Source organism: Mesorhizobium silamurunense, from assembly GCF_014843905.1.
Classification (GTDB): Bacteria; Pseudomonadota; Alphaproteobacteria; order Rhizobiales; family Rhizobiaceae; genus Mesorhizobium; species Mesorhizobium silamurunense.
Window position 1 is genome coordinate 1 of record NZ_LPVS01000012.1, and the last position, 20,459, is coordinate 20,459.

Annotated in this window: 18 protein-coding genes and 2 pseudogenes; 6 read left to right on the plus strand and 14 right to left on the minus strand. The window is 59.5% G+C overall.

Translation table 11 applies throughout. The annotated features are described in order from the left end of the window. From groEL to AU465_RS02880, 8 genes and pseudogenes are all read right to left on the minus strand, one after another. The coding region (gene groEL / locus AU465_RS02845; RefSeq protein ID WP_192243854.1) for a chaperonin GroEL at positions 1-651 on the minus strand (651 nt) is incomplete at its 3' end. Positions 652-713: 62 nt separating this feature from the next. Further along, entirely contained in the window at positions 714-1,010 is a 297-nt protein-coding gene (groES, locus tag AU465_RS02850; protein ID WP_006203049.1) for a co-chaperone GroES, read from the minus strand. Between the two features lie 588 nt (positions 1,011-1,598). Continuing rightward, positions 1,599-1,700 (minus strand): annotated as a pseudogene (locus tag AU465_RS02855) (IS5/IS1182 family transposase); the annotation flags it as partial. 517 nt (positions 1,701-2,217) lie between these two features. Beyond that, the gene (locus tag AU465_RS02860) at positions 2,218-2,733 is read right to left on the minus strand and encodes a hypothetical protein (protein ID WP_192243856.1); all 516 of its coding nucleotides are present in this window, start codon (positions 2,731-2,733) and stop codon (positions 2,218-2,220) included. Positions 2,734-3,076: 343 nt separating this feature from the next. Then, positions 3,077-3,316 carry a hypothetical protein gene (locus AU465_RS02865; protein ID WP_192243858.1) on the minus strand — a complete coding sequence of 80 codons (240 nt, stop codon included), beginning with the start codon at positions 3,314-3,316 and terminating at the stop codon, positions 3,077-3,079. A gap of 124 nt (positions 3,317-3,440) precedes the next feature. Beyond that, positions 3,441-4,313, minus strand: a complete 873-nt coding sequence (locus AU465_RS02870) for an isocitrate lyase/phosphoenolpyruvate mutase family protein (protein ID WP_192243860.1) — start codon at positions 4,311-4,313, stop codon at positions 3,441-3,443. Beyond that, positions 4,288-5,472 (minus strand): pyridoxal phosphate-dependent aminotransferase, encoded by a 1,185-nt coding sequence (locus AU465_RS02875; protein WP_192243862.1) that lies wholly within the window; start codon positions 5,470-5,472, stop codon positions 4,288-4,290. Before AU465_RS02875 ends, AU465_RS02870 begins: the two co-directional genes overlap by 26 nt. A gap of 181 nt (positions 5,473-5,653) precedes the next feature. Continuing rightward, entirely contained in the window at positions 5,654-6,565 is a 912-nt protein-coding gene (locus AU465_RS02880) for a LysR family transcriptional regulator (RefSeq protein ID WP_192178481.1), read from the minus strand. Positions 6,566-6,897: 332 nt separating this feature from the next. On the opposite strand from AU465_RS02880, the gene AU465_RS02885 reads away from it, so the two are divergent. From AU465_RS02885 to AU465_RS02910, 6 genes are all read left to right on the plus strand, one after another. Beyond that, a complete protein-coding gene (locus AU465_RS02885) occupies positions 6,898-8,343 on the plus strand; it encodes an ABC transporter substrate-binding protein (protein ID WP_246505820.1) in 1,446 nt (481 codons plus the stop codon). 23 nt (positions 8,344-8,366) lie between these two features. Further along, on the plus strand, positions 8,367-9,416 hold the full coding sequence (locus tag AU465_RS02890) for an ABC transporter ATP-binding protein (protein ID WP_192243864.1): 1,050 nt from the start codon (positions 8,367-8,369) through the stop codon (positions 9,414-9,416). Beyond that, on the plus strand, positions 9,413-10,405 hold the full coding sequence (locus tag AU465_RS02895) for an ABC transporter ATP-binding protein (protein ID WP_192178487.1): 993 nt from the start codon (positions 9,413-9,415) through the stop codon (positions 10,403-10,405). Before AU465_RS02890 ends, AU465_RS02895 begins: the two co-directional genes overlap by 4 nt. Further along, positions 10,405-11,334, plus strand: a complete 930-nt coding sequence (locus AU465_RS02900) for an ABC transporter permease (protein ID WP_192178489.1) — start codon at positions 10,405-10,407, stop codon at positions 11,332-11,334. Before AU465_RS02895 ends, AU465_RS02900 begins: the two co-directional genes overlap by 1 nt. 2 nt (positions 11,335-11,336) lie before the next feature. Then, the gene (locus AU465_RS02905; RefSeq protein ID WP_192243952.1) at positions 11,337-12,200 is read left to right on the plus strand and encodes an ABC transporter permease; all 864 of its coding nucleotides are present in this window, start codon (positions 11,337-11,339) and stop codon (positions 12,198-12,200) included. Between the two features lie 307 nt (positions 12,201-12,507). Beyond that, positions 12,508-13,977, plus strand: coding sequence for an alkaline phosphatase family protein (locus AU465_RS02910; protein ID WP_192243866.1), 1,470 nt, complete (start codon positions 12,508-12,510; stop codon positions 13,975-13,977). Positions 13,978-14,414: 437 nt separating this feature from the next. On the opposite strand, the gene AU465_RS02915 is transcribed toward AU465_RS02910, so the two are convergent. The 6 genes and pseudogenes from AU465_RS02915 to AU465_RS02940 all read right to left on the minus strand — a co-directional run. Then, a complete protein-coding gene (locus AU465_RS02915; protein ID WP_192178502.1) occupies positions 14,415-15,515 on the minus strand; it encodes a pyridoxal phosphate-dependent aminotransferase in 1,101 nt (366 codons plus the stop codon). A gap of 632 nt (positions 15,516-16,147) precedes the next feature. Beyond that, positions 16,148-16,762 carry a CDP-alcohol phosphatidyltransferase family protein gene (locus AU465_RS02920; protein WP_192243868.1) on the minus strand — a complete coding sequence of 205 codons (615 nt, stop codon included), beginning with the start codon at positions 16,760-16,762 and terminating at the stop codon, positions 16,148-16,150. 16 nt (positions 16,763-16,778) lie between these two features. After that, complete coding sequence (locus AU465_RS02925; RefSeq protein ID WP_192243870.1) at positions 16,779-17,579, minus strand: phosphocholine cytidylyltransferase family protein; 801 nt, start codon at positions 17,577-17,579, stop codon at positions 16,779-16,781. 4 nt (positions 17,580-17,583) lie between these two features. Further along, a complete protein-coding gene (locus tag AU465_RS02930; RefSeq protein ID WP_192243872.1) occupies positions 17,584-18,810 on the minus strand; it encodes an aminotransferase class I/II-fold pyridoxal phosphate-dependent enzyme in 1,227 nt (408 codons plus the stop codon). Continuing rightward, on the minus strand, positions 18,792-19,775 hold the full coding sequence (aepX, locus tag AU465_RS02935) for a phosphoenolpyruvate mutase (RefSeq protein ID WP_246505821.1): 984 nt from the start codon (positions 19,773-19,775) through the stop codon (positions 18,792-18,794). The genes AU465_RS02930 and aepX overlap by 19 nt, the downstream gene beginning before the upstream one ends. Before the next feature lie 354 nt (positions 19,776-20,129). Further along, a pseudogene (locus tag AU465_RS02940) lies at positions 20,130-20,393 on the minus strand (transposase); the annotation flags it as partial. Positions 20,394-20,459 lie beyond the last annotated feature (66 nt).

A 20,459-nucleotide genomic window follows, 5' to 3' on the forward strand; every position in this document is an offset into this window, starting at 1 on the left:
GTCCTCGAGCTCGGCAACCATCTTGTCGGCGTTGGTGACGAAGTAGGGCGACAGGTAGCCGCGGTCGAACTGCATGCCTTCGACGACTTCGAGTTCGGTCTCGGCGGTCTTGGCTTCCTCGACGGTGATGACGCCCTCGTTGCCGACCTTCTGCATCGCTTCGGCGATCATGGCGCCGACCGACTCATCGCCATTGGCCGAGATCGTGCCGACCTGGGCGACTTCCTCGGAGGTCTTGATCTTCTTGGCGGCCTTGCCGAGCGCCACGACGACTTCGGTGACGGCGAGGTCGATGCCGCGCTTCAGGTCCATCGGGTTCATGCCGGCGGCAACCGCCTTGTGGCCTTCCTGGACGATCGACTGCGCGAGAACGGTCGCGGTCGTGGTGCCGTCGCCGGCGATGTCGTTGGTCTTCGAAGCAACTTCGCGGACCATCTGCGCGCCCATGTTCTCGAACTTGTCCTCAAGCTCGATTTCCTTGGCGACGGTGACGCCGTCCTTGGTGATGCGCGGGGCGCCGAACGACTTGTCGATGACGACGTTGCGGCCCTTGGGCCCGAGCGTGACCTTCACCGCGTCGGCGAGGATGTTGACGCCGCGCAGCATGCGCTCACGGGCGTCGCGGGAGAATTTTACTTCTTTGGCAGCCATGTTTAGCTCCTGGCAGGGGCTTTGATCGAGCCCGCAGATTTAGATGACGGTGAGGCCGATATTCAGCCGATGATGCCCATGATGTCGGATTCCTTCATGATCAGAAGGTCTTCGCCATTGAGCTTGACTTCGGTGCCCGACCACTTGCCGAACAGGATGCGGTCGCCAGCCTTGACGTCCAGGGGGACGAGCTTGCCGGCTTCGTCGCGGGCGCCGGAACCGACGGCGATGATCTCGCCTTCCTGCGGCTTTTCCTTCGCCGTATCCGGGATGATGATCCCGCCGGCGGTCTTGGATTCGGATTCAACCCGGCGAACGACCACGCGGTCATGAAGCGGGCGGAACTTCGACTTTGCCATTTTTTCTTCCTCGAATGAGAACGGTGAGAACTGTTCCTCCGTCCGGCGAAGCCGGACAAACCAAGCCCGGCAGCGCCGGACCCTTGGTTAGCACTCGCCAATGGCGAGTGCTAACGTGCCGGTGAAATAGGCCCTCGGTTGGTACTAGTCAAGACGGAAGAGGGGAGGGGCGAAGAGCAAAAGATTTTGGAATCGGCGCTGAAGCACCGGCCCCTTTAACGTGAGGAGAAAGCTCTTTCTGCATCTCTGCTGCCAGTCGCTCGTCCCCACCGGCTCAAAACATCTCCGCCAGCGGCGCCTGCCGTGTAGCCAGTCTTGACCGACACCGAAAACGGCGAAATCAAATCATCCATGAACGCAACAAGGCACCCGAGAATGACACCGGCACACTATCGGGACGTATCGGTTATTCTCGGTCACCAAGACGACCATCTGGACGCCTTGTCGCCGAATAGAAGCTGAGGAATATGCCCGCAGTTAGTCGCTCGTTAATCATGCGGGGCATAGCCAAGAAGCGTCGCTGGCCCAATCGAAATGTGACCTTAAAAACCCGGCACCCAATCCCTCCAGATTGTGCCGGTCTTTTTTGCTAGCGAGGGCAAGGGCTGAGAGGTAGTTCTGTGCATGGCGATCGTATCGTGTTGCGATGCGACGCCAATTCTTGAGCTTGCAGTACTGCGCCGTGCGGCGCGTATTATTCTGACCTGAGCCTGACACCAGATGCACGGTCATTTACCGCTTCCATCCGCAAGGAGCTGGAGCAAGAACTGTTCTCCTCGATGCCAATATTCCGCAGAATGACAAGGTTCGTTTTCTGTTGGCGGCGATAACCGGATAGCGTCCACGGTCACTGAGCAACGCTTGGGGGGGCGTCCCCAATCGCGCGGCGGACTCGGCGTGAGGGATGACCGTCGCCGTCCAGCAGATTGCTGGCGGCGGCAACAACGACACGTCTGGCTTGGCAGGGCGGCGCAGAGATCAAGATCGAGACGTCGCTGGTCGCGCGCGGAACGGTGCACCCGACCAAACTGTGAGCGACGCGGTCACCGGCAAATTCGCTTTGCCGAGATGCAGGTCCTGGCTCCTTGAGCCTCGTCGGGCTGGGAGGGTGGCTCATCCTCTCGATGTCACTATCATCTTCTGCCCTTCTGGACCCTTCCCCACGGCCGCCTCTCGTCCCGCAATCTCTTTTCTCATTTCTCCGATTTCACAAATTAGGTTTGTCCCTTCCGTTCCTGGACCGAAGCCATCCGCGAATTTCATCGGCGCCGTGAACCCACAAGGCCAGGCCTTGCCAGCCCAAAAACGGCACGATCACAAGACCGGTACTCATGGCAGAAAACGGAATGTCGGGCTTCAATGCCATTAGAACCCCGAGAGACGCCGCAAAGGGGATAAAGTAAATAGACATAATTATTAAGATGAATAAAACGACAAACAACCAAAATGTCGATACAATACTTTGAATTCCTGATGGTGGTCTGCGCGAGTCGTAAAACTTGGAAACTGTCTCTCTCTTTATTTCAGCGAAAATGATTCGAACTCCATTCTTGACGATCCGGCCGGCTTCATGAACCCTCGGATCGGTCAAAACAAACGCGGCCCCTTTTATCGCACCCTGCACTGTTATTGATAAATGGGCAATAACCGCAATAAGAAGCAGCCATTTGAGTGTTTCAGGAGATTTCTCGATCAGTTGCTCAGACAATTTCATGATTTCCATATCGGTTCCTCCTTGGATTATGTGCTAACGACCGCGTTGCTTGTAGCTGGTTGTCGTCCTCTGGTGCGGTTTTCGAACGGGGGAGCCACAGTTCGGCAGCCCACCACGTCGGGCCATTAGGCAAAGATCTGCACGCTGACTCGAGCAGTGCGTCGGGGTCTACTTTTGAATGGTCTCCTCGGGCTGACCGTCCAGCTGGAGCTTGACGATAATCGGATTGTAGCCAGGCACTATCTCGCGCAGCCGGGCATCAATGACGGCGCCGTAAGAAAGGAGGGTGAGAAAGCGATCGGAAGATTCTGGAGCAGGTATTCGCGCAAACTCCGTCGGTCGGACATGAGCGCTATGTGCTCAGGCTGGATGTCGCGAAGCTCGACTGTGGTGTAGTGATCCTCGGTGGGCCATCCTCGATATGAGCGATGGTGGTGTGCGCGCTGAGCAGGCCTATCAGCGAGCTGCGTTGAGACGCCGGATCGTTGCGATCCTTCTCGAGGTGCTCCTTCTCTTTGCGAATTCGAAGGTCTTCAGCGTAATCGTAGGCGCCCGGGCCTCCCAGCGCCTCCTCCTTTTCGGCCTCGAGCACCTCCTTTACGACAATAAAACTCTCCCCTGAAGCCGAACCCCTAGACCGCCTTACCGGGCCGCCCAGCCGCAACAATTTTCGACCACCGCCGTATCATCCGCGCTTCCCCCTTCCAAAAGTCGGCCTACCACAGGAAACGTTTCTCGTCCGCCTCGGTCCTCTCCATGCCCTGAAGCCGAAAGATTTCTTCAACCGAGACGATGTCCTTATGGACGTTCTGCACGCCACCCTCGGCGACGATGCGGCGAAAGGCATCCTGCATGGCGGTCGTGGCGGCGCGGATGCCGTAGTTGCCGTAGATCACCATGCGGATATTGCCGAGCGCATTTATTCGGGTTGCGTCGAGATCCGGATAGGCATTCGGCACTATGGTGAGCGGCACATGGCCATCCCAGGCCCGCGCGAAGCTTTTGATCTCGGACGGATCCTTTTTCTTCGAATGGATCAGGATCATGTCGGCCCCGGCCTGGACATAGGCCCTGGCGCGCTTCAGCGCCTCCTCTTCGCCGAGACCGGCGATCAGCGCTTCTGTCCGGGCGATGACGAGGAAGTTAGGGTCGGTGCGGGTGCTGATGGCCGCCTCGATCTTGCCCTGAAACTCCTCGACCCGAAGTAGTTCCTGGCGGTCGCCGGCGGCGAGGCTGGTGACCTTCGGGAAAGTCTTGTCCTCGATGACAACCGCCGAGGCGCCGGCGCGTTCATATTCGGAGATGGCATGGATAACGTTGATCGCATTGCCATAGCCGGTGTCGATATCGGCGACGATCGGCAGCGACGACCGGCCGGCGATCGCCCGCAGCATGTCGAGGTGCTGCGTCATCGAAATGAGGCTCATGTCCGGCAGACCGTAGAGGGCGGAGAGCTCGAAGCCTGAGGCCCAAATCCCGTCGAAACCGGCTTCCTCGGCCAAGACGGCCGAAAGCGGGCTATGGGCCGCCATGATGTGGACGAGGCCGCGTTCGGCCATGCGGTCACGCAGTTGCTTCGCTTTGCTCATACGTCTTCTCGCTTTCGGACAGGGCGGTGCAGGCGGCGAGAATGCGGCCGCAGGCGCGCTTCAACTCGTCCTCTGAGGCGGCATAGGAAATGCGGAAATAGGGTGAGGCCATGAAGCCGCTGCCGGGCACGACCGCCACGCCGAACTCTTCCAGCAGATGCATGGCGAAATCCATGTCGTTTTTGATCACCTTGCCCTTGCCGGTCACTTTGCCGATAACACCGGCGCAGGAAACGAAGACATAGAAGGCGCCGTCCGGCACGCGACACTTCAGGCCCTCGGCTTGATTAATCTGCTCGACGACGAGATCGCGGCGCTTGCGGAAAGCGGATACGAAATCGACGATGTGGTCCTGGTTGCCGGCAATGGCCTCGATCGCCGCATATTGCGAGATCGAACTGGTGTGCGACGACGTTTGGCCCTCGATCGTGTTCATCGCCTTGATGAGGTCTTTCGGACCGGCCCCGTAGCCAAGGCGCCAGCCCGTCATGGCGCTGGACTTGGAAACGCCGTTGACCGTCAGCACCCTTTCAACGAGGTCCGGCGCGGCCCCAGCCATCGTTGCGAAAGGCACGTCATAGACGAGCTTTTCATAGATATCGTCGGAAAGGACGTGGACATGGCTGTGTCGGCGCAGGACGTCGGCCAGAGCGGCCAGATCGGCCTTGGAATAGACCGCGCCGGTGGGATTGTTCGGCGAATTCAGCATCAGCCATTTGGTGCGCGGCGTGATAGCCGCTTCCAGGTGTTCAGGCTTCAGCTTGAAACCCGACCGCTCGTGGCAGGCGACGAGCACCGGTTGGCCGCCGGCGAGCCGCACCATGTCCGGATAAGACACCCAGCAGGGCGTGGGAACGATGACCTCGTCTCCGGCATCGAGGGTGGCGAAGAGGCCGTTGAAGACGATCTGCTTGGCGCCACAGCCGACGGTTATCTGGTCGATGTCATAATCAAGCCCGTTGTCGCGCGAGAGCTTCTCCCTGATCGCCTCGCGCAGCAGCTTGACCCCGGCGACCGGCGTATAGCGCGTCTTGCCATCGAGGATGGCGGCGATGCCGGCCTGCTGAACGGATTCTGGCGTGTCGAAGTCCGGTTCGCCCTGGCTCAGCGTGATGATATCGACGCCTTGTTCGCGCAAGGCGCTCGCCTTGGCGGTCATGGCTTTTGTCTGGGAGGGGCGGACGGCCTGCAGTCTTTTGGCGAGTAGCGGCAATGGACTTTCCTCAAAGCAGGGGAGTTAATGCCCAGAGCTAGATGAGGCGCCCTTGGCTCGCCAGTTTTGGCATCGCGGAAAGCGGCCAAAAGGATCGCGTTTTGCGATGCATCATTGCGGTCAAAAATTATTTTCCGGTGTTCTCCTCCTCGGTCTTTTTCCGGCAGAGCCTAATGAGCCAGCGGCAGAAGGCGCGGGCGAGATCCGGATTGCCGCTGCGATCGACCGCATAGGCCCGGTACTGCATGCCGCTCGGCGCGCGCGAGCTGGGCAGCACGTCCAGGAGGCCCTGCCTGATCAGATCCGCGACGATGATATTGGGTGTCACCAGCAAGGTCTGACCGGTCGTTACCGCCGACAGGGCCAGGTAGTGGTGGTCGTAGCGTGCCCCGGAGATGATGTCCGACGTCTTCAGGTCCATACCGCGAAGCCAGGTCGGCAGGATGTCCGGCCGCGACGTGACGGCAATCACCGGTGTGGTGCGCAGCGCTTCGAGCCCGCGGCCGGCGACACAGTCGGGCGCCCCGACGCAGACGAGTTGTTCGTCGTAGAAATCCCATCGATCTCCCGGTTCGCTCAGCGTCAGGTCTCGGGTCAGAAGCACGTCGAAGCTGTCGGTTGAGGCGGGGGCCGACAGGGTGCTGATGACGTCGACCGTGACGCCGCCCATTTCCTTCGAGAAGTCGCTCAAATTGGGAATCAGCAGCGTATAGGCGAACGTCGAGAGCGACGTCCTCACGACGAGCCGGTTGGCATCTTTCCCGTCACCGCGGCGCATCCGCTTTGCCGTAAAGAAAATCGTGTCGAGCGGCTCGCCAACGGCATCGGCGAATAGCCGCCCGAAATCCGTCAACTGACTCTGGCGTCCGTGCCGTTCGAGCAGCTTGGCGCCGAAATACTCTTCCAATACCGCGAGGTGGCGGCTCACCGAGCTCTGGGTGATGCCAAGGGTTTTCGAAGCCCGGGTGACGCTGTTGTCGCGTGCGACCTGCACGAAAGCCCGAACAGCATTGAGCGAAAGATCTTTACCGTCTGACATGGCCGGTTTTAGCCGCCTTCCTGGATTCATCCAAAAGAGCGTGTTTGTTATCGCATTATTCGATGATTGTCATGCTGTTGTAGCACATCAGTTGAGTAATCCCGCTCGTTCTCGCCGGGCACCGAGAAGTGCCGAAGGCCGTAAACAAAGAGATCCCACAGCCCGAAGCGACATCGTTGCTTTGCGCAGCTACACAGGAGCCAGGTACGCACATGATTTCGATAACGCGACGTAATCTATTGGTAGCCGGGGCGGCAAGCAGTCTTCTGGCAATGACTGGAGTACCTTCAGCGAAGGGCCAGGGCGCCGCTCGCCGGACACTTAGAATCGGCATGTCCGGCTTCCCGCCCGCCGTCGAGCCTGTTTTGTACGCTCACACCGCGACGCGGCGCGTAGCGCCGCAGATGTTCGACACATTGCTCGCCTTCGACCAGACGTCCGCTATGACGTTACGTCCGGCCCTTGCGGAGCGTTGGGAACGGGTGAACGCCAAGTCAGTTCGTCTTTTCTTGCGCAAGGGTGTGAAGTTCCATGATGACGGTGAGTTCACCGCTGAGGATGTCGCCTTCACTTTGAGTCCCGAGCACCTGCTTGGCCCCGACATGGCAGGCAAATCCACTGCCATGCAGACCTTGGACACGATCGACAAGGTCGAGATCGTCGACAGCCACACCGTTATCGTTCATGCCAAGGGCGACGATGCATTGCTTGAGAAGCGGCTGGCGTCGTGGGGCGCCGAGATCGTCAGCAAACGCGCTTTCGAAACTGCGGGTTCCTGGGACGCCTGGACGGCAGCGCCGGTCGGAACAGGCCCGTATCGGATCGTCAGCCAATCTCTTGATGTCGACGTCGTTCTGGCTGCGCACGATGCCTACTGGGGTGGGCTGCCGCCCTTAGAAGGGATTCGTTTCAGGATCATCCCGGAACTGGCTTCACGGGTGAACGCGCTCATCGCAGGCGAAGTGGACTTCATCACGGATCTCTCTCCAGACATGTTCTCGGAAATCGAGAAGCACCCCAAACTCGAAGTCTCCGGCGGCCCCGTTCAGAATATCCGTGCACTGAATATCGATACGACCGGTCCGATCCTCGGCAAAGTAGGTGTGCGCCGCGCCCTCAGCCTCGCGATCGACCGAGAGGCTATCGTCCAGGCGCTCTGGCAGGACAGGCTGCTCATTCCCAACGGCTACCAACTCCCCAGCTTCGGCGATGCGTATATCGAGGACTTCCCGGGTCTCGCATACGACCCCGACTTGGCGCGGAAGCTCCTCGCAGAAAGCGGCTACAAGGGTGAAACAATCACCTACCGACTGCTCAACAACTATTATCCCAACCAGGTTGCCGGCGCGCAGATCATGACCGAAATGTGGCGAGCGGTCGGCATCAATATCGAAATCCAGATGATGGAGAACTTTGCCCAGATCGAGAGCAAGCCGATCAACGCAATCTTCGACAGTTCAAACACCGCTACCTTCCCGGACCCGCTCGGCCACGCTTGGCGCGTCTTCGGATCATCTGGGGAGAACGTCAAAGAGGGTATCTGGAGCAACGAAGAATATTTCGCACTTGGCGAAAAGCTCAAGGAAACCGCCGATCCACAGGCGCGCCGGTCGATCATCCGCCGGATGCTCGAGATCGTCGACCGGGAAGATCCGCCTTGCGTGATCCTGCACGGCTCCGGTCAGTTCTATGGCAAGCGCAAGGATATAGCGTGGGTCCCGGGGCAGACACTCGACCTGAACTTCGGTCCTTCTAACGCCGCCTATACGCAAAACTGATGACCACGCGAGGAGGGACGGCGATGGCAAATCCCGCTGGCACCGCACCAGCATCCGCTTTGCCGGCGGCTTGGTCGTCGCAACCGTTGCTCATGATCGAAGGCCTCACCGTCGACTTCAGCGGCGTCCAGGTAATTCGGGGGATCGACCTCACGGTCGCACGGGGCGCGTCACTCGGTATTGTGGGCGAGTCAGGTAGCGGCAAGTCCGTCACCTGGCTTGCCGCGCTCGGGCTTCTGCCTCGCACGGCTACCGTGTCGGGAAGCATTCGGCTGGACGGGGAAGAACTGCGTGGAGCAGCAGCCACGCGGCTCGATCGGATCAGGGGCGGGCGCGTGGCGATGATCTTCCAGGATCCGTCCAGCGCACTCAATCCTGTCATCCGGATTGGGAGACAGGTTGGCGAAGTTCTCGCGCGACATCAGGGGGTGTCGGGATCAAGCATTCGAGCGCAAACGAAACGTCTTTTTGACCTCGTGGGCCTGCCGGACGCAGCACGCCGGTTCGATGCCTATCCCCATGAGCTGTCCGGCGGCCAGAACCAGCGGGTCATGATCGCCATGGCGCTCGCCGGAAAACCGGACGTCCTGGTTGCCGACGAGCCGACAACCGCGCTCGACGCCACGATCCAGGCTCAGATACTGGATCTCCTGACAACCATTCGTCGCGAGACGGGCATGGCCCTTGTCCTCATCAGCCACGATCTCGGCGTCGTTTCCGAAACCTGCGAGCGCATCATGGTCATGTATGGCGGCCGCGTCGTCGAGACGGCGCCGTCAGACTCGATCTTTGCAAACCCGCGGCACCCCTATACGCAGGGGCTTCTTGCGGCCTTGCCGCCTTTCGAAGGCGCGTTGCAACGGCTCATTCCCATCGAGGGGCAGGTGCCGGAGCCGGCGAACATGCCTCCGGGGTGCCCGTTTGCGCCCCGTTGTCCGCAACGTATGGCGGTTTGTGAAGTAGCCATTCCGCCACTCGCGCAAACCGAAGCCGGCCGCTTCTCCGCCTGTATAGCAGGGCCCGCCAAGGAGGCCCAGCAGCCCTTAAAGCTCAGCACAAAAGTGCCGGCATGACTGCAAATATTCTTGAACTCCACGGCATTTCCCGAAGCTATTCGACGCGGCAGGGCCTCTTCGCAAGAAAGATGCCTGTCCATGCCGTTGATGAAGTGTCGCTGTCGCTGCAACAGGGCCAGACGCTGGCGCTCGTCGGCGAATCCGGTTCGGGAAAATCAACGACAGGACGGATAGCGCTCGGGCTTGAACGGCCGAACGGCGGACATGTGCTCTTCCGCGGGTCTGAACTGCCGCCGGTCGACACACCAGCGTGGCGCCGTATGCGCACGCAAATGCAAATGATCTACCAGGATCCGCTCGCAGCGCTGGACCGCCGTTTGTCCATCCTCGATCAGGTCCGCGAACCACTCGACGTTCATGACATCGCTTCTGCGTCCGAGCGGAACATTAAGGCGCTGGCCATGCTTGACGCGGTCGGCTTGAATGCCAGTCATGCCTCAAGCCTGCCGCATCAGCTGTCGGGTGGGCAGCGTCAGCGTGCTGTTCTTGCCCGGGCGCTGATCATGCAACCGGCGTTGCTGGTCTGCGACGAACCGGTCTCGGCTCTGGATGTATCGATCCAGGCCCAGGTGGTGAACCTGCTCATGGACCTCCAAAAGGACCTACGTCTCAGTCTTCTCTTTATCAGTCACGATTTGAAAGTGGTTCGCCAGGTCAGTCAGCGTATGGCTGTGATGTATCTCGGCCGTATCGTCGAATATGGCGAGACAAATCTTCTGCTCTCGAACCCCACCCACCCCTACACCAGAGCCTTGGTCTCGGCAGTCCCTGTTGCCGGCCGGCGCACACGCGAGCGCATCATCCTCAAAGGCGAACCACCCAATCCCGCAGACCGTCCGACGGGCTGCGCGTTCCACCCTCGCTGTCCCGTCGTGCGGCCGGAGTGCATGAGCGTCTCCCCCACATTCTCAACTCTGCCGGACGGACGCTCCGTCGCCTGTCATGCCGTCGATGCCGCCCAACCGACCAAGGAGGTTGGAATCTGATGCTTCGGTTCGCTGCTATCCGTATCCTCCGTGCTGTTCTGACAATCGCGCTGGTGGTGACATTTGCCTTCCTCGTGCTCAGGCTTTCCGGAGATCCAGCGCGCAGCATCATGGGGGACGACGCCTCGCCCGAGGCCATGGCTGCCTTTCGCCGGGAGTGGGGTCTCGATCAGCCTCTCTGGATGCAATACCTCCACTACTTCGCAGCAATTTTTCAGGGCGAACTCGGCCGCTCGATGCGTGGCGGTGGGCCGGCGCTTGACCTTGTCCTGGGACGTATCCCGGCAACGCTCATGCTGACCCTGCCTGCGCTTCTGATGAAACTGGCGATCGGTATTCCAGCCGGTATCTATGCCGCTTTGCATCGGGACAGCGCCATTGACCGCGCCGTCATGGTCACGGCCGTTGCAGGCTATACGGTGCCAAGCTTTGTCCTCGGCCTGGTATTGGTTCAAGTCCTGGCAATCTGGTTTGCCTGGCTACCGACCGGCGGCACGGGCAGTCTACAGCATCTCATCCTGCCGATCATTACTCTCGGCGTTGGCGGTGCCGCGGTGCTCGCCCGCTTCGTTCGCAGTGCGATGCTGGAGGTGCTGGGGCAGCCGTACATTCGCACTGCGAGTGCCAAGGGAATCCCCTGGGCCGCAGTTGTGCGGGGTCACGCCCTGCCGAATGCCGCAATTCCTACCGTTACCATTGTCGGCTTCATGGTTGGCAATCTGATCGCTGGTTCGGTTGTGGTCGAGAGCGTGTTCTCCTGGCCGGGTGTCGGCAATCTGCTGGTCGTGTCGGTGACGGCGCGGGATCTGGCGGTCGTACAATGCATTCTGCTGCTGGTGGCCGTCGCAATGGTGCTTTCAAATCTCATCGTCGACTTCCTCTACGGTTTCCTCGATCCGCGTCTCTCGACCGGGGGCGCTGAGACATGAACATGATGGAAAAAGTGACCGAAACGGCGGCTGGCGAGCGAGAGAACACCAAGCACCGCCGTATCCCAATCTCCGTTTCCGTCAGCGCCCTCTGGATTGCTTTTATCGTCGTTGTAGCGCTGCTCGCGTACCAGATCGCCCCGTACCAATACACCGCGCTTGATCTGCCAAACCGGCTGGCCTCGCCATTCCACCCGCAACATCTGCTCGGAACGGACGAACTGGGACGCGATATTCTGTCGCGATTGATCGTGTCCGTTCGTATCTCGGTTCTGGTTGCTCTGGGCGCAACGCTGATTTCGGCTTGCTTTGGCACGACCATGGGCTTTGCGGCGGCCCACTTTCGTGGGCGCGTCGAGCAGTTCATCCTGATGCTCGCTGACTTCCAGGCAGCCATGCCGTTCCTCGTCCTATCGCTATCGGTACTTGCGTTTTTCGGAAACGCTTTGTCGTTGTTCATCGGGCTGATGGGGCTTTACGGCTGGGAGCGCTATGCCCGTATCGCACGCGGGCTTGCGATCTCCGCCAGTGCGCAAGGCTACGCCGGCGCCGTTCGTCAATTGGGAGCGAGCCCAAGGCGGATATATCTGCGACACATCCTCCCGAATATCGCGTCGACGCTCATTGTTTCCATGACGCTGACCTTCCCGGAGATCATCCTCATGGAAAGCAGCCTGTCGTTTCTGGGCCTTGGTGTTCAGCCCCCGATGACGAGCCTCGGAAACATGCTCGGCTATGGCCGGGAGTATATGACACGTGCGCCATGGATCATGTTTGCGCCAGCTACGTTGATCGTTACCACGACGCTCTCCATCAGCTTGTTGGGCGACTGGCTGCGCGACCGGTTGGACAAGGGACTGCAGTAACGTGGGAACGCAGCGAAGCTGCCGACTCATCAGGGACAAGATGATCAAACAGATGCAAGGTTTCACAAATGAAACGATTGTTATTGGAGCGTGGGGCAATCGGTTGCTCGAACGAAACGACGGAAATTGAGTGCTCCCATGTGAGTGGCCCTGGTATGTCTGCGGTCTCGGAGCGTTCATGCTGGAAAATCAATTCATTATCGGCGCCGACTCTTCCGAACCATCCTGGTCTTTGTCGCGTGACCTCGCGATATGCGACTGCTAGCGAAATGGCGTCCTTGTCAACGTGAACTGCGAGATACACGGTATGCGCTTCCTCATCGTCAGTTTCGACGGCCTGCGCCCTGACCTAGTCGCACCCAACCTGACGCCGAACCTCTGCCGTCTACAGGCCCAGGGCATCACTCTGTCGAACCATCGCACGGTCTATCCAAGCGAAACCCGCTCGGCCTTTCCCAGCTTGGTGACCGGTTCGACCACGAGCCGGCACGGCATGGTTGGGAACATATATGTCGACCGTTCAATCACTCCGTCCCGCTACATCGACACAGAAGACGCGGTTCTCCTGCGCAAGCTTGACCTGGAAAGCGGTGGGCGGCTGATGTCCACACAGACACTGGGGGAAATCCTCGCTTCGGCCGGTCGGAGTCTTGCCGTCTTGGCCACCAACTCGCCCGGCACGACGCGCTTTTTCCACCACAAGGCGGAGGATTTCGGGCATGTTCGGCTCTCGGGGCATTTCCGCGAGGCCTGCACGCCGGACGATCTGCTGACTGAAGCCGAAGAGCTTGTCGGGCCGTTGCCGCCGAAACCGCCCAGCACTAAGCCTGACAAGGCCGGCCAAGACTGGATCACTTCAGCATTTCTCGATGTCATTTGGCCGAAATACCGGCCGGACGTCACGGTCCTCTCCTATGGCGAGCCAGACCTCAGCTCGCACTTCCACGGCACAGGCGCTGAGGCGACTCGGGCCATCATCGCGCATTGCGACCGCCAGTTTGGCCGGGTGCTCGACTGGTGGGAAGCGGAGGGACGTGCTGAAGGCGTACAGATCATCGCGATCTCCGACCACGGACACATCACGGGTCATACCCAGGTTTCGGTCGTCGAGCGCCTGCGCGATGCGGGCTACCGACCCGGTACGGCACCCGCACCGGATGTCGATGTCGTGGTGGTGCCCGGGCAGGTCGGCGCGCTCTATCTCGCTGACCCAAGCGACGAACGGATCGCTCGGATCGTGGCCACGATCACCGGCGAGCCGTGGTGCGGGCCGGTCTTTACCCGCGCTAAGAATGATATCGAGGGCATCGCCCTCGGCAGTCTCGGCAGCCACCTTATTTTCATCGATCATGTCCGCGCGCCGGACGTGTCCTTTTGCTTCCGCGCGAATGACAGTGTCGATCCATTCGGCCTTGTCGGCGGCACGTTCTACGAAAACAACCGCCGTGCAGGCCTCGGCGTTCATGGTGGTCTTCATCCTAGGGAACTGGTCGCCCTCGGTGTTGTTGCCGGTTCGGCTTTCCCCGGGCAGGGGTCCGTTTCCGTGGTCCCATCTGGGATCTGCGATTTCGCACCGACCATTCTGCACCTCTTGGAGATAGCGCAGCCGGAAAGCATGACCGGCCGGATTCTGACCGAAGTTGTGGAGCCAGGACAGAAGGCCGCTCCCGAAAGTCGCAGTGAAGCTTTTGATACGGGGCTTGGCCGTTTCAGGCAGGTTCTTCGGCGTGTCCAGGTCGGAGCCTCGACCTACATCGAGGGCGGAACGGCGGAATGATAGGACCGCATGTTTGCGCAGAGGCAAGCCTTCGACGAAAGAAAAGGCGACCATGAACGTGATGCGCCGATGCTTGATGCGCCTTTCCAACGCGACCTCCACTCGTATGCCATGTTCCAGCTCGGCTTGGACGCATGCGCGCTGAGGCCAATGGGCATGGTCCAGACCAACCCACTCCACCCAGATATCGTCGAAAGCTTCTCTTTGAGGTCGCTGAGATAGATTGAGATGGAAAGGAGATTCTGCTTGCCAGTCCCTTGTTCCTGCAACAATCGATCCAGCTCTGTTTGCTCGGCGATATTGTAGACGCCGGCGATCGCGACCAACCATGTCAGCGGACCAAAAGCCGATCCCGTGCTTCTCCCCGGGGGCCACACCTGGGACACGCTGGATTTTCCATTGGTTTGCCATTTTTCTTTCTCCGTTTCGTACCGACACTACGTTTCGGCGACCTCCTGAAGGCGCTCTACAAGAAGCCTGTTTTCGTCGAACGTCCGCGCAGCAATACGCAGGTACCGAGTTCCCTTGCTGAGCGTTTTAGCCCCGCTGTGGCGAATCAGGACTCGATGGTGCGCAAGGAGCTTTTCCGCGAGCGCGGCTCCATCTGGCCAATCATCTGGAAGGCGGCAGAAGACGAAGTTTGCATCCGGCCGAAGTACATGCATATCAGGGATCTTCGCGAGTTCTGAATAGAGCTGGTCGCGATCCCGACGCACCTGAGTCCAGCTTTCCTCCGCTTCGCGCTGGTAGCTCGGCAGAGCGTGGAGGAAAAACTCTCCTAATGTACTTACATTCCAAGCCGGCAAATTTCTTCGCACGGCAGATATCAGCTTTTGATCGCTTGCGAGCATGTAACCGAGACGTAGCCCGCAAACGCCGAATATCTTCCCCAGGCTTTTGAATATCACCAGGTTTGGATATTCTTGGATTCTGTCCTCGATACTTCCGGAAGCACCCTCTGGGGTGAATTCGACGAACGATTCATCGACGATGATTCGAATATTTCGCGCTAAAAGTATTTTTGTGAGGTGGAGAAGCTCCTGCCGCAAAACTCCCCTAGAGGTTGGATTGTTCGGCGAAATGACAACGACCGCGTCGGCGTTATGCGCTATCGCATGCCAGGCGAACTTCTCGACATCGAGCTCGAAGTCCGGAGCAGGTAAAGGAAACCGCGCCAGCCGTTCGGGCGACACCACCTGCTCGTATGGATTGAAGGTCGGTGTCGGAACGGCTAAGCGCCAGTTTAGCGCTTGGATGCTCGCATGAATCAGTTCCGCAACGCCATTGCCAACAGCGAGGTTCAGCGGATCTTGGGAAATCAAGCTGCCCAACTGCTCAGCAAGATGTGGCTGCGGTGACGGATAGCAACTGATGAGCTCGGGAAGCCGCTCGCCAAGCGCGGTATAGAAACCATGGGGCGGAAAGTATAGATTTACCAGCAGAACATGATCGGTGACACCATAGCGCCAATATCCGCCGGGAAAATCATGAACGAGTGAACGACTAAGGGGCTCGCTAGGCAAAGGTGTAGGTTGCATAATCTAGGCCTTCATCAATTTTGGTTCGGTCCAGATTGACCGACCCGTCCATGCATGAGTGTGGTGGAGTGTGATGACGTTGGTTTTCCCAGCTACGCGATCCAGCACAGGTTTTAAGATCTCGCCCCAGCGTTCGGAGCCGATTTGGCTCGGGACATCGTGGTATGTCCAAGTAGGTGGGTGCCGTCATCGCCTCATAATGCGGCATGGCAATCGAAAGCACTTGCCGAATCCGCCCGGTTTGATGTGCACCATCTCGATTTGGCCAAATAATTTGTAGACGTTGTTTCGAACCCGTCTGTCCAATGGGATGCGGTTCCCATGCAGACCCAGTCACAGATGCGTCCGGGGGTCCGGTTTCCTCCGCTGAACCACCGTCCATTCGAACCGTTCGACGGCCGGTCCGAATGCGGGTCGCTGATCCGACATTCCCTAGCTTGGTGCGTAACCATGCAAACCCCGTTGGGCCAACATGCCGGTGAGCTTCCCGCCTCGACATCTGCAGCTGCCGCCGCAGAAAGAGGGCAGCTAACATAGTGTTCGGCGACAGCGCCTAGATCGCCCCATTTGATCGGACTATTCATTTGCGAGCTGCTTTACCGCGAGGTGAGAGACGGACTGGCTTCGGCTGGCTACCCCGCCGAAAAGCCGCGATAAGCTAGGAATATTGATGCCACGACCGCGAAGACGGTGACCGCTGCATACATTGTGCGATTCATACTTGGCACGGCGATTGGCAGCACGTGCAGAACCGCAAGCAACAAGAAGAGTCCGCATGTAGCAGTGTTCCACAGTGGGACAGGAATCCACGCTGCGATAAGCAGAAGAACTGCCATAAGCGGAACGTCGTAGGAAAGCGGAACGCCGGTGAAATACCCTTTTGCGGACATCCCGAAATTGCTGAAATAACTCAATCGCAAAGCACCAGCGAGTATTAGAGCGAGCCCCGTTACAAACGGTAAGACACCGCCTGTTCCGATTTGCATTAGTACCGCAGCCGGAATGACGGCGCCGTACAGGAGGTCAGCAAATCCATCCAGACTCTTCCCCATATTGGCCGTCTCTACCGACCGGTTTTTCGTTCGCTTCGCGACCACTCCGTCGAAATGGTCTGCTAAGACCGCCCAGAGCGCTGCCGCGATGGCAAGCTCCGGTTTGCCCGATTGCGCAAAATAGAGCGCGGTTCCTGATGCCAGGAGGCCAAGCATCGTGATCTGGTTCGCGCGGTCTGAGAGATAGATGATCATTGGAAGCCCTCCGATCCTATCTCGACACGATTTGATGCCGGAAAAGGGGATCCGCATAAGGTGAAAATATGTTTTCTGCAGTTCTTAGATCGGCCTCGCTGTCTATCTCGTACCATCGCAGCTCATCGCAGCGGGCAGCCGCAAGCCGGAGGCCGCGGCTTTCGATGAGATGAGCAAGAAGCTCCTCCATGTAAGCCTTGATCGCACCGGAACCGATGAGATCATCAAGGGCAGGCACGATTATCGTGCGCAGCGTGGCGTCGGAGAAGCGAATGAGATTCATTGTCTTGAAGAGAGCCGGGCCGCCGGAAACTAGGTCCACAGCTGTTTGTTTAAGCCGAACCTCGGAAATAAATCCGCCTTCGGACAAGATTACTGCAGAACCCTCCATCGACGGAAGGAAAGGCGCTACTGCGGCTGAATTCGCCGCGTCATCTATCGTCAAGCGCCGAAGCGCGTCCTCCTCAAAGAAGACGTCGCCCTCGAGAAGATAGCAGTCTCCCGATAGTAACGCGTCGCGTGCCAGCCAGAGCGAATAGGCGCTGCCCGTGCGGTCGAAGACCGTCGACTCGACATAATTGATATCGAGCCCACCGAAGCGTCGGCCGCAGGAATATTGGATCGCGTCTTTGCGATAGCCGACGACGATCGTCACCTCCCGCACGCCGACTGCCTCGAGGTTCTGCAAGGCGTTGTGAAGGATCGGCGTGCCATTGACTTCGACCAGCGGCTTCGGCCTCAGATCGGTGAGCGGACGCAGGCGCGAGCCAAACCCGGCGGCAAGAATCACCGCCTTTCTCGGAGCAATTGCAGTCATGGGTCTAAGCCCCTCTTTTTTGGTTGCTGCGACGATTCCTTCGGTTCCAGGCGTTAAGGACGCTGACCACACGCTCAAGGCCCGGCTCGAGTTGCTCCGGCGGAATGCCATAGGAGAGCCTGAGCCCCATGGGATCGCCGAAGGCAGTGCCTGACACGCCGGCCACGCCGGCCTGCGCGAGCAGTGCGGCCACGATGTCGTCGGCCGTCCTGGCGCGACCATTGGCGAGCGTCGGCCGCAACAGGCCGGACAGATCGAGATAGAAATAGAACCCGCCCTGTGCTTCAGGTATCGGCACGCGCTGCAGCTCGGAGAGGGCGGTAAGCCCAGCCTGCCGCGCCGCCGTCAATTGACCCTTGAGCCGGGCTTCAAAGGCGCCATCTCCCTCACGCAGGTGGTGCAGCACGGCGTGCTGGGCAACGACATTAGGGTTCGATGTCGTGTGCGACTGAAGCGCCTTGACAGCCGAGATCAGTTCCTTCGGCGCAGCGAGATACCCGATGCGCCAGCCGGTGAGGGCCAGGCTTTTGGAGAAGGCATTGACGATCACCGTCCGGGCCCGGACCTCCGGGGCCAGTGACACGACCGGATGATGCCGATGGCCATCATGGGTGAAGGGGCCGTAACATTCATCGAAGATGATCCAGAGGTCCCGCTCGATCGCCAGCTGGGCGATGCCCGAAAGAGTCTCCGCGTCGTAGACGGCGCCGCTGGGGTTGGCGGGCGTGTTGACGACGATGGCCCGGGTCATCGGCGTGATGACGCGTTGGATGTCGTCGATCCGTGGAACGTAGCCGTTTCCTCGCGTGTCGATATGGACTGGGGTGCCGCCGGCGATCTGGACCTGCGCTGGGAATGTCGTCCAGTAGGGTGCGGGAATGATGACCTGGTCGCCGGGATTGATCAGCGTCATCGCCACGTTGAAAAGAGCCTGCTTAGCGCCGTTCGTCACGGCAAGCTCGTCGGCCCGCCAGAGCTGCCCCGTCTCGACCGATACCTTCCGTGCCAGCGCCTCGCGCAACTCCATCAAGCCGATAGTGTCAGTGTAGCGGTTCAGGCCTTGTCGAATCGCCTCGATCGCTCCGTCCCGGATCGTCGGTGCCAGATCGCTCCAGATCTCGCCGGCCGTAAGATCAACAATCTCCATCCCGGCATCAGCGGCCGCGTTTGCTGCAGCGCGCGCTGCTGCCGTGCCGCTTGAGTCGAACAAGCTCATCCGTCGTGCAAGCATGTGCACCCTCCACAACCAAGTTTGGTTGGTTCTTTCAATGCCTGGGGCTGTGTGATCTGCTTCGGCAGATACCGCCCTTCCGCCTGAGCCAGTTCGTCGTAGCCGATCAGGCTGAACAGCTCGTCGAGGCCGGCAACCTGGTCCTCGATCCCGGCGATGCTTTCTTCCGACCAGATGCGGACGCAGATGTCACGCATGCCAGCGATCGCCGCCCGCATCGAATGGTTGGCCCAGATCACGGCCGAAATGCCGGCTCTACGATAGACCGAAGCCGGTGTTTTGTAGTATTTGGTGGGGACGATGACGACCGGCAGCTTGTTGTTCCATTCCTTTGCGAAGGTCAGGATTTCGTCTGCGACGGCCTCGCGGGAGTGGATGAGAATTGCGTCGGCGCCGGCTTCTGCATAAGCGTCGGCCCGGGACAGCGCCTCATCGAGACCGTGACCGGCGATCAGCGCCTCGATCCGCGCGACGACGACGAAATCCGGTCCCGTCGTGTCTTTCACGGCCTTGAGCCGGCCGCAGAATTCGTCAATGTCAGCAAGCGGATGCCGATCGCCGACGAAGGAGTTTATTTTCGGGAACCCCTTGTCTTCAAGGCAGACGCCGCTAGCGCCGCGTTGCTCAAGCTTCCGCGCGACCAAGCGAGCATTGTTGAAATTTCCGAAGCCGCTGTCACCGTCGACAAGAACAGGGATGTTCGTCGCATCGACTATGCGCTCGACGACGTCGACGACTTGCGTCCAGCTCGCTTCGTTGGCGTCCCGATAGCCAAGCGCCGAGGCGATGGAAAGACCAGAGGCCCAGAGCCCGCGAAAGCCGGCGCGCTTAGCAATCGCTGCCGAAAGCCCATCATGCGCTTCCATCAAAAATGTCAGGTCGTTGGAAAGAATGAGCTCGCGAAGGGTCGTCGATGACGCCGTCACCGGCAAGACTTCCGCCCCGAACGAAATCGCCTTGCTCATTGTATGACCTCCTCCATAAACTCAGGTCCAATGAACTCGGTGAAACGGGACGATTACTCATCGTCGCCCTGACCTCGCTGCAGAAAAGTCCTTTGGCCTACATATGCGCAATGGTCGTGAGATCCGCTGGAAGCGGCTCTGTGCCGGAGCGCACGTTACAGTTCAAGGGCAAGAGCCATGCCAGCTAAAAAGCCGTTGTTATTGCAATAGGTTGGCTTTGCGCGGCTGGTTCCGTTTGTTAGCGACGATACAATTCTGTCGAGATCGCGACAGTGGACAAGCTATATCACGGTGCGAGGTTGGCAGGTCGCCCACTAATCGTGATGTCCTTGGCCACGCTAGGGCGCGTCCTGTTTAATCCGGTTCATATCTTGCAGCCTTGAATTGGTTTTGCGCACTCGACGGGGATGAATTGGCCGAGGACCGAGCCCACGGCGCGTCCCACAGGGCCTTGATGGTCCCGCTCGGCCTTGGCGCGCAGCAGCGCCTTGAGCTTGGAAAAGGCGTTCTCGATCAGATTGTAGTCGCGACTGTAGGGTGGCAGGAACAGGAGAGTCGCCTCGGCTGCCTGTTCGATCGCCTCGCGCACGCCGGCGCCTTGTGCGTCGGCAGATTGCGGACGGCCTCGCCCTTGCCGACATTGAGATCAACACCATGCAGCACGGGCACGCCGCCGAACGCCGC

Bases quoted from the DNA above. Each gene is read 5' to 3' on its own strand.
- AU465_RS02920 (WP_192243868.1), bottom strand. From the start codon at position 16,762: ATGATCATCTATCTCTCAGACCGCGCGAACCAGATCACGATGCTTGGC.
- groES (WP_006203049.1), bottom strand. From the start codon at position 1,010: ATGGCAAAGTCGAAGTTCCGCCCGCTTCATGACCGCGTGGTCGTTCGC.
- AU465_RS02905 (WP_192243952.1), top strand. From the start codon at position 11,337: ATGATGGAAAAAGTGACCGAAACGGCGGCTGGCGAGCGAGAGAACACC.
- AU465_RS02930 (WP_192243872.1), bottom strand. From the start codon at position 18,810: ATGCTTGCACGACGGATGAGCTTGTTCGACTCAAGCGGCACGGCAGCA.
- AU465_RS02915 (WP_192178502.1), bottom strand. From the start codon at position 15,515: ATGCAACCTACACCTTTGCCTAGCGAGCCCCTTAGTCGTTCACTCGTT.
- AU465_RS02885 (WP_246505820.1), top strand. From the start codon at position 6,898: ATGTCCGGCTTCCCGCCCGCCGTCGAGCCTGTTTTGTACGCTCACACC.
- AU465_RS02900 (WP_192178489.1), top strand. From the start codon at position 10,405: ATGCTTCGGTTCGCTGCTATCCGTATCCTCCGTGCTGTTCTGACAATC.
- AU465_RS02875 (WP_192243862.1), bottom strand. From the start codon at position 5,472: ATGACCGCCAAGGCGAGCGCCTTGCGCGAACAAGGCGTCGATATCATC.
- AU465_RS02880 (WP_192178481.1), bottom strand. From the start codon at position 6,565: ATGTCAGACGGTAAAGATCTTTCGCTCAATGCTGTTCGGGCTTTCGTG.
- AU465_RS02870 (WP_192243860.1), bottom strand. From the start codon at position 4,313: ATGAGCAAAGCGAAGCAACTGCGTGACCGCATGGCCGAACGCGGCCTC.
- aepX (WP_246505821.1), bottom strand. From the start codon at position 19,775: ATGAGCAAGGCGATTTCGTTCGGGGCGGAAGTCTTGCCGGTGACGGCG.
- AU465_RS02890 (WP_192243864.1), top strand. From the start codon at position 8,367: ATGGCAAATCCCGCTGGCACCGCACCAGCATCCGCTTTGCCGGCGGCT.
- AU465_RS02895 (WP_192178487.1), top strand. From the start codon at position 9,413: ATGACTGCAAATATTCTTGAACTCCACGGCATTTCCCGAAGCTATTCG.
- AU465_RS02910 (WP_192243866.1), top strand. From the start codon at position 12,508: ATGCGCTTCCTCATCGTCAGTTTCGACGGCCTGCGCCCTGACCTAGTC.
- AU465_RS02925 (WP_192243870.1), bottom strand. From the start codon at position 17,579: ATGACTGCAATTGCTCCGAGAAAGGCGGTGATTCTTGCCGCCGGGTTT.
- AU465_RS02860 (WP_192243856.1), bottom strand. From the start codon at position 2,733: ATGGAAATCATGAAATTGTCTGAGCAACTGATCGAGAAATCTCCTGAA.